This window comes from uncultured Rhodospira sp. (genome assembly GCF_937138205.1).
Taxonomy (GTDB): Bacteria; Pseudomonadota; Alphaproteobacteria; order Rhodospirillales; family Rhodospirillaceae; genus Rhodospira.
Genome location: NZ_CAKZOT010000103.1, coordinates 16,954 through 31,894 on the forward strand (window position 1 = coordinate 16,954; position 14,941 = coordinate 31,894).

General features: G+C 68.9%; 14 protein-coding genes. 1 reads left to right on the forward strand and 13 read right to left on the reverse strand.

Annotated elements, in window-relative coordinates:
• Window positions 1-77 precede the first annotated feature (77 nt).
• From Q0309_RS14525 to Q0309_RS14580, 12 genes are all read right to left on the reverse strand, one after another.
• Window positions 78-569 carry a thioesterase family protein gene (locus Q0309_RS14525; protein ID WP_299442607.1) on the reverse strand — a complete coding sequence of 164 codons (492 nt, stop codon included), beginning with the start codon at window positions 567-569 and terminating at the stop codon, window positions 78-80.
• Window positions 566-1,570 carry a 4-hydroxybenzoyl-CoA reductase subunit beta gene (hcrB, locus tag Q0309_RS14530; protein ID WP_299442610.1) on the reverse strand — a complete coding sequence of 335 codons (1,005 nt, stop codon included), beginning with the start codon at window positions 1,568-1,570 and terminating at the stop codon, window positions 566-568. The genes Q0309_RS14525 and hcrB overlap by 4 nt, the downstream gene beginning before the upstream one ends.
• Window positions 1,571-1,574: 4 nt before the next feature.
• Entirely contained in the window at window positions 1,575-3,872 is a 2,298-nt protein-coding gene (gene hcrA / locus Q0309_RS14535) for a 4-hydroxybenzoyl-CoA reductase subunit alpha (RefSeq protein ID WP_299442613.1), read from the reverse strand.
• Entirely contained in the window at window positions 3,869-4,342 is a 474-nt protein-coding gene (hcrC, locus tag Q0309_RS14540; RefSeq protein ID WP_299442616.1) for a 4-hydroxybenzoyl-CoA reductase subunit gamma, read from the reverse strand. Before hcrC ends, hcrA begins: the two co-directional genes overlap by 4 nt.
• Window positions 4,339-5,973, reverse strand: a complete 1,635-nt coding sequence (locus Q0309_RS14545) for a benzoate-CoA ligase family protein (RefSeq protein ID WP_299442619.1) — start codon at window positions 5,971-5,973, stop codon at window positions 4,339-4,341. The genes hcrC and Q0309_RS14545 overlap by 4 nt, the downstream gene beginning before the upstream one ends.
• A 28-nt stretch (window positions 5,974-6,001) precedes the next feature.
• Window positions 6,002-6,721 carry an ABC transporter ATP-binding protein gene (locus Q0309_RS14550; RefSeq protein ID WP_299442622.1) on the reverse strand — a complete coding sequence of 240 codons (720 nt, stop codon included), beginning with the start codon at window positions 6,719-6,721 and terminating at the stop codon, window positions 6,002-6,004.
• A complete protein-coding gene (locus tag Q0309_RS14555; RefSeq protein WP_299442625.1) occupies window positions 6,718-7,476 on the reverse strand; it encodes an ABC transporter ATP-binding protein in 759 nt (252 codons plus the stop codon). The genes Q0309_RS14550 and Q0309_RS14555 overlap by 4 nt, the downstream gene beginning before the upstream one ends.
• Window positions 7,469-8,500 (reverse strand): branched-chain amino acid ABC transporter permease, encoded by a 1,032-nt coding sequence (locus tag Q0309_RS14560; RefSeq protein WP_299442628.1) that lies wholly within the window; start codon window positions 8,498-8,500, stop codon window positions 7,469-7,471. The genes Q0309_RS14555 and Q0309_RS14560 overlap by 8 nt, the downstream gene beginning before the upstream one ends.
• Before the next feature lie 6 nt (window positions 8,501-8,506).
• A complete protein-coding gene (locus Q0309_RS14565) occupies window positions 8,507-9,343 on the reverse strand; it encodes a branched-chain amino acid ABC transporter permease (protein ID WP_299442631.1) in 837 nt (278 codons plus the stop codon).
• A 136-nt stretch (window positions 9,344-9,479) separates the two neighbouring features.
• Entirely contained in the window at window positions 9,480-10,670 is a 1,191-nt protein-coding gene (locus Q0309_RS14570) for an ABC transporter substrate-binding protein (RefSeq protein WP_299442633.1), read from the reverse strand.
• 375 nt (window positions 10,671-11,045) lie between these two features.
• Window positions 11,046-11,561, reverse strand: a complete 516-nt coding sequence (locus Q0309_RS14575) for a GNAT family N-acetyltransferase (RefSeq protein WP_299442636.1) — start codon at window positions 11,559-11,561, stop codon at window positions 11,046-11,048.
• 10 nt (window positions 11,562-11,571) lie between these two features.
• A complete protein-coding gene (locus Q0309_RS14580) occupies window positions 11,572-12,045 on the reverse strand; it encodes a GNAT family N-acetyltransferase (protein ID WP_299442639.1) in 474 nt (157 codons plus the stop codon).
• A gap of 149 nt (window positions 12,046-12,194) precedes the next feature.
• Here Q0309_RS14580 and Q0309_RS14585 point away from each other — a divergent pair, with 149 nt between their 5' ends.
• The gene (locus tag Q0309_RS14585) at window positions 12,195-12,935 is read left to right on the forward strand and encodes an SDR family NAD(P)-dependent oxidoreductase (protein ID WP_299442642.1); all 741 of its coding nucleotides are present in this window, start codon (window positions 12,195-12,197) and stop codon (window positions 12,933-12,935) included.
• A 290-nt stretch (window positions 12,936-13,225) separates the two neighbouring features.
• Here Q0309_RS14585 and Q0309_RS14590 read toward each other — a convergent pair whose 3' ends face one another.
• Complete coding sequence (locus tag Q0309_RS14590; RefSeq protein ID WP_299442645.1) at window positions 13,226-14,911, reverse strand: acyl-CoA dehydrogenase family protein; 1,686 nt, start codon at window positions 14,909-14,911, stop codon at window positions 13,226-13,228.
• Between the last annotated feature and the right edge of the window lie 30 nt (window positions 14,912-14,941).

Below are 14,941 nucleotides of genomic sequence, written 5' to 3' on the forward strand. Positions count from 1 at the left end.
CCGCGTCGCCCATGCCCACGAGTATACACCCAAATGGCCCCGGGACGGGAGGAGAACTCGGCGTCGGCCACCAGTCTTCAGGGCGAATCAGCGGGCGGCGCGATGGTCGCCCGGATGCGATCGACCACATCCTCGGGCGGCCCGATCGGCGTCATGGCGCCGGCCTCGACGAAGACGGCGACGAACTCGCCGGTGAAACACAGGACGCCGTCCTGGTATCCGCTGACCTCATGAGTCACCGACGTCCGCCCCAGCCGTGTCATCCGCACCGCGCAGTCCAGGGGATGGCGCGGCGTGATCGGGGCGCGGAAGTCCAGCCGCATGTGCACGAACGGCGTCCCGATGCGGCGATCAATGTTGAAGCGGTACCAGTCATGGTCCGTGTGGTGGCTCCACCAGGACTCGATGGCCTCCAGCGCCCAGGCCGGAATGTTCGGCGTATAGGCGATGGCCGCCGGGTCGCAGTCACCCCAGCGCACCCGAATGCGATGCTCGAAGGGCGTGGCCTGCGGCCCGAGCGTGCCGCCTTCGGTTTGCATTCGGCGGTCCCCCTCCTCGGGCGCGGTCATACCGGCGATTCCTCCGACCCCGCCTCGGACCACAGATCGCCCAGCAGTCGCACCGCCGACCCCATGGCCACGGCGCGGCGGTAGCGGGGCGAGGCGGCAGTGGTGCGCAGCGGAATACACACCTTGCCCACGGCCTCGGAGACGTTTGCGGCCGCCAACTCCGCCCACGGCTGGCCGATCAGCCCGTCCAGCCCGGGCACGGGGACCGGCGCCGATGCCACCCCGGTCAAGGCGATACGCACGTCCGCCATTCGATCCCCGTCGCGGCGCACCAAGCCGGCGACCCCGGCGAGGGGAAAGTCGATGGACTCCCGCACGCGCACCTTGGCGTACCCGGCCACGGCCCCGTGCATCGGCGGCACGATGACGGCGGTGACCAGGGCGCCGGGCGCCAGGGCCAGATGCGCGCGACCATCGGCCCGGAACAGATCAAGCAGCGGGTGGCGGCGCGATCCGTGACCGTCCAGCACCTCCACCGACGCGCCGAGCACCAGCAGCGCCGGAGCGAGATCCCCGGCATAGGCGGCGTGGCAGCGGTCGCTCTTGGGGACAACGTGGCACGTCTCGCCGCCGGCCTTCATGCAGAAACCGTTGGCGGCGCGCCACCATTCGCTTTGGTTCACGAACACGCACCGGGTGTCCTGACACAGGTTGCCGGCCACGGTGGCGGCTTCACGATGCGTCGGCCCGGCCACGCAGGCGGCGGCGCGGGCCAGCACCGGCCAGCCGTCCAGGACCAGGGGATCAGCGGCCAGCCGCGCCAGGGTGACGGAGGCCCCCAGCACCAGCGCGCCGGTGTCCTCGTCCACCGTGATGCCGTCCAGGCCGGGAATGGCGGACAGATCCACCAGGGCCGGCGGCGCCTCCAGGCCATAACGAATATTGACCAGCAGGGCGGTGCCGCCGGCCAGGGGACGGCTTCCCGGCGCGTCGGCCAGCGCGGCCAAGGCGTCGGCGGTCGACGTCGGGCGATGCAGGCGAAAGCGCGGCATGGACGTCATGGCGTCAGGCTCCGTTTGGCGCAAAAAGCTCGAACACCCGCTCGGGGCTCAGCGGCAGGGCGCGGGCGCGGACGCCGGTGGCGTCGTGGACGGCGTTCATGATGGCGGCGATGCTGCCGGCCAACGGCCCCTCGCTGGCCTCCTTGGCGCCGAAGGGTCCATTGGGGTCCAGGCTCTCCACGATATGGACCTCGATCTCCGGGCTGTCGGCGGTCGTCGGCACACGGTAGTCGAGCAGGTTGGTGGCGATGCCGCGTCCGTCGCGCCAGTTGGTTTCCTCCGACAGGGCCTGACCCACGCCCATCCAGGCGGCACCCTGGATCTGCCCCTCGACGGCCAGGGGATTGATGGCTCGGCCGACGTCGGCGGCGACCCAGAGTTTGTGGACCGTGACCCGGCCGGTCACCGGGTCGACCGAGCATTCCGCGACCTGGGCGGCGTACGAAAAGCCCATGGAGGCGCCGATGGCGCTGCCCCGGATGGCCTTGTCGCCCTGGAACTCGACAGGGCAGGTGAACGTGCCCTTGACGGTGATGGTGCCGGTGTCGATCAAAGCCTCGCGCACCACGTCGCCGAACGACAGGCCGGTGTCCTGGATGCCGGCCACGCGGAAGGTCTCGCCCAGGCATTCGATCTGGTCGGGCGCGGCGTCCAGCCGGCGCGCGGCGGCCTCGACCAGAATGGCTTTCAGACTCTCCGCCGCCTGGATGGTGGCGTTGCCGACCATGAAGGTTACGCGGGACGAATAGCTGCCGTTGTCCTTGGGGGTCACCGCGCTATCGCTGCTGATCACCCGCAGCCGGCCAGGGTCGCAGCCCAGCACCTCGCCGACCACCTGGGCAACCACGGTGGACGACCCCTGGCCGATGTCGGAGGCGCCGGTCAGGATGGTGATGGCGCCGTCGAAATCCAGCTTCAGATTGATGACGGCGTGCGGTTCGCCGGTCCAGTGCTTGGGCTTGGAGGTGCCGGAGACGTAGTGCGAGCACGCCATGCCCAGGCCCCGCCCAGGCGGCAGGCTTCCGCGCCGCTTGTGCCAGCCGGAGGCCCGCTCGACCCAATCCAGGCACTCGGCAAGACCGTTGCTCAGGACCTTCTGGCCCATCAGGGTCGTGGCGGGCGCGGTCAGCAGGTTGACGCGCCGCACGGCGAAGGGGTCGAGCCCCAGGTCCGCCGCCATCTCGTCCAACAGCGCCTCGAACGCCGCGCGCATGTCCACGGTGCCGTGACCGCGCATGGCCCCGCACGGCGGCAGGTTGGTGTAGACGCGCCAGCCGTCGTAGGTGACAGCCGGGATGTCATACAGGCCATGCAGCAACGCGCCGGCATACAGGATGGTGATGATGCCATAGCCGGCATAGGCGCCGCCCCGCTGCACGCAGGTGGCGGCGCAGGCGGTCAGCCGGCCGTCGGCCGTCAGGCCCAGCTTCAGCGTAATGTCGGCCTGCGGCCGGCCGCGATGGGTCAGGAAGGTGTCCTCGCGCGACAACGGCAGGAACACTGTGCCGCCGGCCTTGCGCGCCAGCAGAGCGGCGATGACCTCGAAGCCCAGCGCCTCGGTGCGGGCGCCAAAGCCGCCGCCCAGGAACGGCTTCACCACACGGATGCGCGCGGTGTCCACCTCCAGGCACTGGGCCACGGTCAGGTGCACGTAGTACGGCACCTGGGTCGTCGTGTGCAGCGTCAACCGGTCGCGTTCCGGGTCGTACTCGGCCAGCGTGGCGTTGGGCTCCAGGTGGACGTGGTTCACCTCGGCGAAGGTGAAGGTGCCCTCGCGCACCAGGGCGGCGGCGGCGAACCCGGCCTCCACGTCGCCGAACGACTGGTGCACCTCGCGCTCGATGTTGCCGGGCTTGTCGTCGTGCAGGAGCGGCGCCTTGGGGCCTCGTGCCTTGGCGCTTTCAAACACCGCCGGCAGCGGAGCGATGTCGGCGCGAATCAACGCCAGCGCCTGGGCGGCCGTGCGGTCATCCACGGCGGCCACGGCGGCGATCGGCTCGCCGCGATAGCGTACCCGATCCCGCGCCAAGGGGTATTCGTTCCGCGCGATGGGCAGCACGCCGAAGGGAACGGCGCAGTCGGCGCCGGTGACCACCGCCAGCACGCCGGGCAGCGCCTCGGCCGCCGTTGTGTCGACGCCGCGCAGGATGCCGTGGGACACCGGGCTGCGCAGGATCGCCCCCGCCAGCGCATCGGCGGGCCGCAGGTCGGCGGTGTAGCGGGCGCGGCCGGTCACCTTCTCGATGCCGTCCACCAGCGGCGTCGGCACCCCGATGCCGCCCTTGGGGGGAAGAACGGTCATGGCGCGGCCTCCTCGGTTGCAGCGGCCTGGACGGACTCGATGATCTTCACGTACCCGGTGCAGCGGCACAGGTTGCCGGACAGGGCCTCGCGGATCGCCTCCGGCGACGGTGCCGGGTCGCGGCGCAACAGGCCCTCGGCGGCCATGATCATGCCCGGGGTGCAATAGCCGCACTGGGTGCCCAGGCGTTCGTGAAAGGCGGTTTGCAGGCGACTCATGCGGCCGCGTTTGGCCTGTCCCTCGATGGTTTCCACGCGCCGGCCGGCCACCTGATGCGCCAACGTCGAGCACGCGAGACGCGGGCGGTCGTCCACCAGCACCGTGCAGGCGCCGCACTCGCCGCCGTCGCAGCCCTGCTTGGTGCCGGTCAGGCCGGCCACGTCGCGCAGGTAGTCCAACAGCAGGGCGGAGTCCTCCACCAGATCCTGCCGCGCGCGGCCATTCACGGTGAGGTCAAGAACCGACGTCATGGGCTGTCCTGTCGTTTGGGATCGGAGGTCTCCGCGGCCGCCATCTGGCGCAAACGGAAGCGCTGGATCTTGCCGGTGGCGGTCTTCGGCAGATCGTCCAGAAAGTGGATGCAGCGGGGATATTTGTAGGGCGCCAGCCCGTCCTTGCAGTGCCGCACCAGGGCCTCGCGCAGGCGGTCGCTCTCACGCACGCCGTCGCGCAGCACCACCCAGGCCTCCGGCTTGACCAGGCCGTCGGAGTCCTCCCGACCGACGACGGCGGCCTCCAGAACGTCGGGATGGGTGACGATGCGGTTCTCGATCTCGATCGGCGAACACCAGATGCCGCCCACCTTCAGCATGTCGTTGCTGCGACCGCAGTATTGATAGCGGCCGTCCGCGTCGCGGCGGAAGGTGTCGCCCGTGTCCAGCCACTCACCGCGCATGGTGGCGGCGGTCTGCTCCGGGTTGTTCCAGTAACACGCGGCCGTCGACCAGCCTTTCACCTGCAGGCGGCCGACCTCGCCCGCCGGCACCTCGGCGTCGGTGTCGTCGACGATGCGCACGTCATAGCCGGGTACCGGCCGACCGCTGCTGCCGGGCTGGGCGTCGCCGGGCCGGCTGCAAAGGAAGATATGCAACGCCTCGGTGGAGCCGATGCCGTCCAGGATCGTCAGCCCGGTGCGCGCCCGCCAGCGGCGGAAGATCTCGGCCGGCAGGGGTTCCCCGGCCGAGAAGCACAGCCGCAGCGACGACAGGTCGGCGTGCGTGGTCTCCAGCGCCTGAAGCTGGGCGGCGTACAGGGTCGGCACGCCGTAGTAGACGGTGGGCCGGAAGCGTTCGATGACGGCCAGGGTATTCACCGGCGTCGGCTTTTCGTCCAACAGCACCGCCGGAGACCCGGTCCACAGCGGCACGGTGGCCGCGTTGCCCAGCCCGTAGGCGAAGAACAGCTTGGAGGCCGAGAACGTCAGATCCTCGGGACCGACGCCCAGCACCTCGCGCCCGAACCACTGGCTGGTGACGACCATGTCGCGGTGGCGATGCACCGCACCCTTGGGCCGCCCGGTCGAGCCGGACGAGTAGAGCCAGAAGCACGGGTCCATCGCGTCGGCCGGCTCGGCCGCCAGGGTGTCGGCGGCGGCGTCCATCAGCGACAGCAGCGTGCGCCCCTCGCCCTCGACCGGCAGCGCCACCGCCGGTCCCGGGTCGGCGGCCTGCACGGCGGGGACCACCTCGCCGGCGAATTCGGGGCTCCAGATCACGGCCGCGCACCCGGAGTCCTCGATGATCCCCCGATAATCCGCCGTCCGCAGCAGGGTGTTGAGCGGTACCGGAACCAGACCGGCCTTGATGGCGCCCCAGAACAGGAACAGGAACTCCGGGCAGTCCTTGACCACCAGAATGACCCGCGCGCCCGGGTTCAGTCCCTGCCCCCGCAGGACGTTGCCGCAGCGGTTCACCCCGGCGGCCAGGTCGGCATAGGTGACGGTGCGGCCGGTCGTCGTGAGGTACGCGGTCCTGTCGCCCCGCCCCTCCTCCAGGTGGCGGTCGATGAAGGGCACGGCGACATTGAAGCCCGGACCAAAGCGAATGGTCGCGGGCGACGTCGCCGGATCGACGGTCAGTGTCGGTGTCCGTACCTCCACCATACGCTGTACCCCCTCCGCTGCCCGGTCTCTAAAGGCTCAGGTGCCGGGTCAGGGCGTCCTGGTCCCGCGCGATCTCGGCGGCGGCGCCCGCCATGACAATGCGGCCCTTGACCATGACCATGGCCCGGTCGCTGAAGGCCAGTAGGTCCTTGACGTTCTTGTCCACCAGAAGGGCAGCGATGCCGGACTCACGGACCGTCCGGATGACCGCCCAGATCTCCTTGCGGATCAGCGGGGCCAGCCCCTCGGTGGCCTCGTCCATGATGAGCAGGTCCGGATTGGTCATCAGCGCCCGGCCGATCGAGACCATCTGCTGCTCGCCCCCCGACAGGCGGTCACCCAGACTGCCGATGCGCTCGGCCAGGCGCGGAAAGGTGTCGAGCACCCGCTCCAGGGTCCAGTCGCGGCGGCCGTCCAGGCCAGGACGCGCCGCCATCACCAGGTTCTCCCGCACCGTCAGGTTGGGGAACACGCCCCGCCCCTCCGGCACCACGGCGATGCCCTGGCGAACGATGGCCTTGGGCGGTGCCCCCGTCATGACCCGGCCGTTGACCCGCACCGCGCCGTGGGTCGGCCGCAGCAGGCCCAGCAGCGTGCGCAGCGTGGTCGTCTTGCCCATGCCGTTGCGGCCCAGCAGGCACACCACCTCGCCGCGTTCCACCCGCAGCGACACCCCGTGCAGGATGTGGCTGGAGCCGATGTGCGTGTGCAGCCCGTCGCCCTCAAGGATCGGCGGCGTCTCCGTCATGGCTCCGCCTCCTCGCCCAGGTAGGCCTCGCGGACGGTGGCGCTGGCGCGGATCCGCTCGACCGACCCCGTTTCCAGCACGGCGCCGTTGACCATCACCGTGATGCGCTCGGCGATGGCGAAAACCGCGTCCATGTCGTGCTCGATCAGGATCATGGTGTGGTCGGCGGCCAGTCGCCGCAGCAGGTCCGTGACCCGCCGCGATTCCTCCTGCCCCATTCCCGCCAGAGGCTCGTCGAGCAGCAGCAGGGTCGGCTCGGTGGCCATCATCATGCCGATTTCAAGCTGGCGTTTCTCGCCGTGGCTGAGGGTGGCGGCGACGGTGCCGGCGCGGGCCTCCAGCCCGCACAGCGCCAGGGCGTGCTCGGCCCGCGCCTGGACCTGGCGGCGGGCGGCGCGCGAGGGCCGGATGCGGGCCAGCCCGCCCGGCAGCCGGGACAGCGCGCCCAGGCGGCAATTGTCCAGGCAGGTCAGCTCGGGCAGGATGTTGGTCTTCTGATAGCTGCGGCCGATGCCCATACGCACGCGCCGCTGCACGGGCCGCGCGGTGATGTCCCGCCCCCGGAACCGAATGGTGCCGCTGGTGGGCGGCAGGTCGCCGGACAACAGATTGATCGCCGTCGTCTTGCCCGCGCCGTTGGGACCGATGATGGCGTGAACCACCCCCTCGTCGAAGGCGATCGAGGCGTTGTTCACCGCCCGCAGGCCGCCAAACCGCCGGGTCAGGGCGCGGGTTTCCAGGATCGGCTCAGCCATCGTCGCCGCCCTCCGCCTCGGCCGGCGCGGCCCGTCGGCGCCGGAGCCAGGGCGGCCCCGCCCCCCGCGTGAGCAGACTGACCAGGCCATTCGGCAGGAACAGCACCACGGCGATGACGAACAGGCCGACGGCCAGCTTCCAATGACTGGTCAGGTCGGCGACCCAGTCCTCCAGCAGCACCAGGGTCAGCGCGCCGATGACCGGCCCCACCAGAGTCCCCATGCCGCCCAGGATGACGATGATCAGCACCATGGCGGACTCGTGCCAGCCCAGGTGGGCCGGGCTGATGAAGCCGCTGCGGGCGACCTCCAGGAACCCGGCCAGCCCGGCCACCGTGCCGGCGATGACGAACACCGCGAGCTGATAGCGCTGCACGTCGTGGCCCAGCGCCCGCGTCCGGCCCGGGTTGATGCGCACGCCACGCACGATCTGCCCGAACGGTGCCTGCATCAGCAGCCACAGCAGCGCGTACACCGCCACCAGGCAGGCCCAGGCGGTGTAGTAGAAGACCGTGCGGTCGGACAGGTCGAGCAGCGTCAGGCCACCCACCGCCAGCACCGGCTTGTCCCAGACGGTGACGCCGTCGGTCCCGCCCCAGTACGACACGTCGTGGAAGAACAGGTAGGTCATCTGGCCCAGGGCCAGCGTGATCATGATGAAGTAGATGCCGGAGGTGCGCACGCTGATCCAGCCGATCACCAGCGCCAGCAGCGCCGAGACCGCCAGCGAGGCCGGCAGCAGCAACGCCATGTCCGTCACCCCGGCCTTCAGGATCAGGGTGGCGGTGATGTACCCGGCGGCGCCCGAAAAGGCCGCGTGCCCCAGGCTCACCAAGCCGGTGTAGCCGACCAGCAGATCCAGACTCATGGCCAGGATGCCCAGGACGATGATCTTGGCCATCAGACGGACGTAGAAGGTTTCGCCGACCAAGGGGTAGAAGGCGAGCGCCACCGCCACGACCACGAACAGCAGCGGCAGAACCAGGGACGGTGACAGTGGCGATGAGGGGAAGCGAGGCGTCATGACCCGTCACCGTGGCGCGAACAGGCCGCTCGGCCGCCAGACCAGCACCAGCGCCATCAGGGCATAGACCACCACGCCGGCGGCCTCGGGCACGAACACGGCGCCGAAGGTGTCCGCCAGCCCGATCAGCATGGCGCCCCAAAAGGCCCCCTGGATCGACCCCACCCCGCCGACCACGACGACGACGAACGACATGATCAGGATATCGTCGCCCATGGTCGGATAGACGGAATTGACGGGCGCGGCGATCATGCCGGCGAACACGGCCAACCCCACCCCCAGGCCGAACACGGCCATGAACAGCCGGTTCACGTCGACCCCCATCAGTTCCACCATCTCGCGGTTGGAGGCGCTGGCGCGGATCATCATGCCCAGACGGGTGTAGCGGATCAGCGCCAGCAGCCCGAGCGCCGTGGCGATACACGCGGCGGAGATGAACAGCCGGTAGACCGGATAGGCCTGGGTGTCGGTCAGCGGGATTGATCCGGCCAATACGGCCGGCACGTCCACCCCATGCACGTCGTCGCCCCACAGGATGGTGATCAGTTCCCCGATCACCAGGATCATCCCGAAGGTGAACAGCACCTGCAGCAGGTGGTCGCGGTGGTACAGATGGACGAACCCCAGCCGCTCCAGCAGCAGGCCGAGCAGGACGCTGATCGGCACGCCGATGGCCACCCCGAGAAAAAAGTTCCCCGTCGCCCCGGCCAGCCAGAACGCCAGATAGGCCCCCACCATGTAAAAGGCGCCATGGGCCAGGTTGACGATGCCCATGATTCCGAAGATGAGCGTCAGACCGCTGGCCACCAGGAACAGCAGGAACCCGTACTGGATCCCGTTCATAGCCTGAATCAAATAATAAGTGTAGTCCGCGTCCATGCGATGCCCGCGCCCCCGCCGGTGCCAGGAAGACCAGGAATGGTGATCCGAGAGGGAATGAGGGCCGACGGCCGCGCGCGACGCGTCGGCCCCTCCGGGTTCAGAGCGCGCAGCCCGTGGCCGGGTCCTCCACATCCTCGGCGGCGACGCCCAGGATGTGGTCCTGGCCGTTGCGGACCTCCCGCAGGTAAATGTCCTGGATCGGGTTGTGCGCCTTCGACATGCGAAACGTGCCGCGCGGGCTTTCGATCTCGGCGGCCTCCATGGCGGCGAACAGGTCGCTCTTGGCCGAAATGTCGCCCTGAACGGCCTCCAGGCCCTTCGCCAGCAGGGTGGCGGTGTCATAGCCCTGGACGGCGAACACGTCGGACTCCCGCCCCGTGTTGGCCTGGAAGTCCTCGCGGAACTTCATGTTGAGCGGATTGTCGAGCGCGACCGAATAGTGCAGCGTCGTCTTGATCCCCTCGGCCGCGTCACCGGCGCCGCCCAGCACGCCCTCGGTCAGGAAGCCCGGCCCATACAGCGGGATCTGGCCATGCAGACCGGCGGCCGCGTAGTCCTTGATGAACTTCAGCGCCCCACCGCCGGAGAAGAAGGCGAACACCGCGTCGGGCTTCATGGCGGCGATCTCGGTCAGGTAGGCCTGGAACTCGTCGCGCGGGAAGTCGAGCAGGAACTCCTTGGCGACCGTGCCGCCGCCGGCGGTGAAGGACTCCTTGAAGGCCTCCATCATTTCCAGGCCGGCCGCGTAGTTCCAGGTGATCAGCGCCACGTTGCGGTGCCCGTCCTTCAGGACCACGTCGCCGCACGGGTAGTTCGGCTGCCAGTTGGAGAACGAGGTCCGGAAGATGTTGGGGGCGCACAGCTCACGGGTAATGCGGTTGGCGCCGGCATTCGGCACGATGGTCAGCGTGCCTTCCTCGCGCACGATGGGCGCCATCGCCTGCACCACGCCCGAGTGGACGGTGCCCACGACGACGTCGACCTCTTCCTTGAGAACCAACTCGGTGACGTTGTCGACGGCCTTGGGCGGGGCGGACTCGTCGTCGACGCGCACGAATTCGACCTCGGCGCCGCCAAGGGTTCCGCCCAGTTCCGCCATGCGCAGCATGAAGCCGTCGGTGATGTTGTTGCCCAGCTTGGCGTAGGTGCCGCTGTAGGGCAGCATGAAGCCGACCTTGACGCGCGGCGTTGAGCCGATGGCGAACCGGGGCAGGCCGGCCATCGTGGCGGCGGCAGCGGCGCCGCCCAGAACGGCGCGGCGGCTGGGGGTGAACCGGATACCAGACATGACGTTTCCCTCCCGAAGTGAATTGTGTCGTTGTGGTGCGGCTCGCCCGGTGTCCCGGCCCGCTCGTGCCCGTCCCGGACCTCACGAACGGGCGACGAACGCCGCTTCAACGCGTTCTTTGTTGTTTTGCGGTCCCCCCGGTCCATCGGTACGTCCGCGTCTCCGGCTGGCCTTCCCCTCACCGGAACGCCGCCCACAGGATGGCCGCGAGGATGCCCATACGATACCTGCGGCTAAATGCGCATTCAAGCACCATATTGCCAGTTGATGGGCTAAACCGCCTTGGGAGGGTCAAACTCGCCTCGCTTACCGCCGGAATACGGGCTTTTTGCGTCGCGCCAAAGCCATTGCGCTCTCCCGGGCACCGGACGGCGCTCAGTCCAGCCTGCGGGTAAACGACAGGCGCGGGCGCGGCGCGAAGCCCAGGTCGATCAGGAACGCCCGCAGACCGATGTCGTCCCAGGCCAGGCGCGTGACGACGCGGTCCACCCGCAGCGACGACAGATTGCGCATGAGCTGCGCCAGCAGGGCGCGTCCGATGCCGCGCCGGTTGAACAGCGGCACCACGCCGATGGTGTCCAGCACCGCCGTCGTCTCGATGCGGCCGAAGTCGCCGTAGTCCACCCGGGCCATCACGAAGCCCGCGAACTGGCCGTCGATCTCGGCGACCAGGGACAGGCGCACACCGCTACCGCTCATCATCTCGGCCACCTTGCGCCTGTAGTAGGCGGTGCGGTCGCGGCCGGTGATGCGGCGGTCGGTGGCCACGATCATGGGCAGGTCGGCCTCGACCATGGAACGGACGGTCACGGGATCGCTCAGCAGCGGGTCGGTTTCGGCGTCTTCGGACCGAGCGCCGGCGCGCTCGACCAGGGGATTGGCACGGGTCATGGCATGGGCCTCACGGATGGGCGGTTTCGAGGTCCGGGGTCACGGGGCGTTCCAGCACCTGGTCGGGGGCCAGTTCGAACCCGCGCGCCGCGAAGAAGCGGATCAGGTCCGTCTCGGACCAATCGGCCTCGCTGCGGATCTCGGTCACCCCCAGCGCCCGGGCGCGCGTTTCCAGATCGGTCATCAGGGCACCGGCGACGCCTTTCCCGCGAGACGTCGGCTCAAGGCCCACCGCGTCGATGACCGCCGAGGCGCGGACATCCCCGAATTCGCCGTCCTGCACGCGGGCCAGCAGGTAGCCGACCGGTGTCAAGCCATGGAGCGCCACCAGGGCGACGGTCGCGCCGCCCTCGGCTTGGCTGTCGGCCATGCGACGGGTGAAGAAGCCCTTGCGTGACTGGCCCGTCAGGCGCCGGTCGAGAGCGATGACGGCGTCCAGGTGCGCGGCCGTCATCGGAGTGATCTGGACATCTGGTTCGGTCATGGGGGTTCCAGCGGTTGGGGCCGGGCGATCGGCGGAGCCTTGACACGGCACGGGTCACGCGTCACGTTAAACCCGCATTGTGGTGCGTGAATACGATTGAAGCGTGCCAGCGTTTTTTCCGTCCGTCAAGAGAGAGGGGCACGGGGCTGATGCAGAGCGAACCCCAGACCGGCCGGGCCGATGGGCCGGCCTTCCAGGGTCGGGTGGCCATCGTCACCGGTGGGGCACGCGGCATTGGCCGGGCCATCGCCGACGCGCTGGCCGGCCAGGGCGCCGAGGTGCATGTGTTCGACCGCGACGCCCCCGAGGAAAGCGCCTCCGGTTTGGTGCCGCACACCCTCGATATCCGCGACAGCGCTCAGGTGGCCGAGGCCGTGGGCGGTCTCACCCGGCCGCCGACGCTGCTGGTCAACAACGCAGGCATCACGCGCGACCGCTCCATCGCGCGCATGAGCGACGAGGAATGGGAAACCGTGCTGGCGGTGAACCTGACCGGGGCCTTCAACCTGATCCGCGCCGTGGCCGCGCCGATGACCCAGGCCGGCGGCGGCCGGATCGTCAACATGGCCTCCATCAACGGGTTGCGGGGCAAGTTCGGGCAGGCCAACTACGCGGCATCAAAGGGCGGGTTGATCGCCCTGACCAAGACGGCGGCGCGCGAACTGGGGCCGAAGGGGGTGACCGTCAACGCCATCGCCCCCGGCATGGTGATGACCGACATGGTGCGGGCGCTGCCCCAGGAGGTGCGCGACCGCGCCGCCGCCGAAAGCGTGCTGCCCGCGCTCCCGGAGGTGGACGACGTCGCCGCCGCCGCCCTGTTCCTGCTGTCCGACGCGGCGCGGTGCATTACGGGGCAGGTGCTTCAGGTGGATTCGGGGCAATACATTTAGAACCCCTCCCCAACCCCTCCCCGTAGTCGACTATCTGAGTCACACACTTCTTCTTCATCTCGTCATTGCGAGGAGCGTAGCCCAAAAAACCAAAACTGGGGCAATCCAGGGCGAATTATTGCGTCCTCCGCTCTGGATTGCTTCACCCTCGTCTTGCGACGAGGGTTCGCAATGACGAGTCACATCATTGCGCGGGCAAAGAGCGGCCGCTTCGGCGGAAAGATGTGTGACTCAGAAACGCCGACGGCGGACGAGTGCACCTCATCCGCCGTCGGGAGATCGCAAGGTGATCAGGCCGCGCTCTTTCGGTTCTGAACGCTGCCACGACCGCTCAGCAGGCCGCGCGCCACGACCTGAGCCTGAATCTCAGCCGCGCCCTCGAAGATATTGAGAATGCGGGCATCGCAGAGGATCCGGCTGATCGGATACTCGAGCGCATAGCCGTTGCCGCCATGGATCTGAAGCGCGTTGTCGGCGTTCGACCACGCCACCCGCGCGGCCAGCAGCTTGGCCATGCCGGCCTCGATGTCGCAGCGGAGGTCGTTGTCCTTCTCGCGCGCCGACATGTAGGTGATCTGGCGCGCGACCATGGTTTCGACCATCATGGCCGCCAGCTTGCCATGGACGCGTGGGAACGCGTACAGCGGCTTGCCGAACTGGACGCGCTCCTGGGCGTACTTCAGGCCCTCTTCCAGCGCGCACTGGGCGACACCGACGGCGCGGGCGGCGGTCTGAATGCGCGCCGATTCGAAGGTTTCCATGAGCTGCTTGAAGCCCTGGCCCTCGACGCCGCCCAGAAGGGCATCCTTGGGCATCTTGAAGCCGTCGAAGGAGATCTCGTACTCCTTCATGCCCCGGTAGCCGAGGACCTCGATCTCGCCGCCGCTCATGCCCTCGGCCGGGAACGGGTCCGCGTCGGTGCCGCGCGGCTTGGGCGCCAGGAACATGGACAGACCCTTGTAGCCGGGCTCGTCCGGGTTGGTGCGCGCCATCAGGGTCATCAGGTCGGTGCGGGCGGCGTGCGTGATCCAGGTCTTGTTGCCGGTCACCACCCACTCGTCGCCCTCCAGCACCGCGCGGGTCCGCACGGAGCCCAGGTCCGACCCGGTGTTGGGCTCGGTGAACACGGCGGTCGGCAGGATTTCGCCGGAGGAGATCTTCGGCAGGTAGTGCTGTTTCTGCTCCTCCGTACCACCCAGGCGGATCAGCTCGGCGGCGATCTCGGAGCGCGTCCCCAGCGAGCCGACGCCGATATAGCCGCGCGACAGTTCCTCGGTGACCACGCACATGGCCATCTTGCCCAGGCCGCTGCCGCCGAACTCCTCCGGCACCGTCAGGCCGAACACGCCCATTTCGGCCATCTGCTCGATGATCTCGATCGGGATCAGTTCGTCCTTCTCGTGCCAGCCGTGAGCGTGCGGCTGCACCTGATCGTCGACGAACTTGCGGAACTGGTCGCGGATCAGGTCCAGCGTTTCGTCCTCAAGGCCCAGCGTCCCGAAGTTCCCGTCCTTCATCAACTCGGCGATGCGCGCCTTGCAGGCGGCCGTGAAGCCGTGCTCGCGCAGCAGGGTCGTGTAAGGGGTCTGCAACGCCTTGCGCTCGCGGACCTCGATGCCGAAGTCGGCCAGACGCACGAACTCGCCCTGACTCATGGGCAGGCCGCCGAAGATCTGGTGCAGATACTCCGAGAACGCGCCCTGAACAATGAGCTGTTCCAACTCGCCGAACGTGCCCTCGGCTTCCAGCCGCTTGCCCCAGGCCAGCATCTCGCCCAGCGCCGTGACGTAGGTGGCGAACCAGGCGAAGCCATGGGTGGCGTGCTGTTCGCGTTCCATCAGGGCGGCGTCCAGCTTGCCGTCGACGCTCAACTCGTTGGCGATATGGTCGCGAATGGCCCCCAGCACCTGCCGTGCCGTCTCGTAGGCGCGTTCGCACGTATACAGAAGATCCTGAACAATCAAAGAGCCTGGCATTGTCTTCCCCTGAGCCCGTCATTCCAGCCG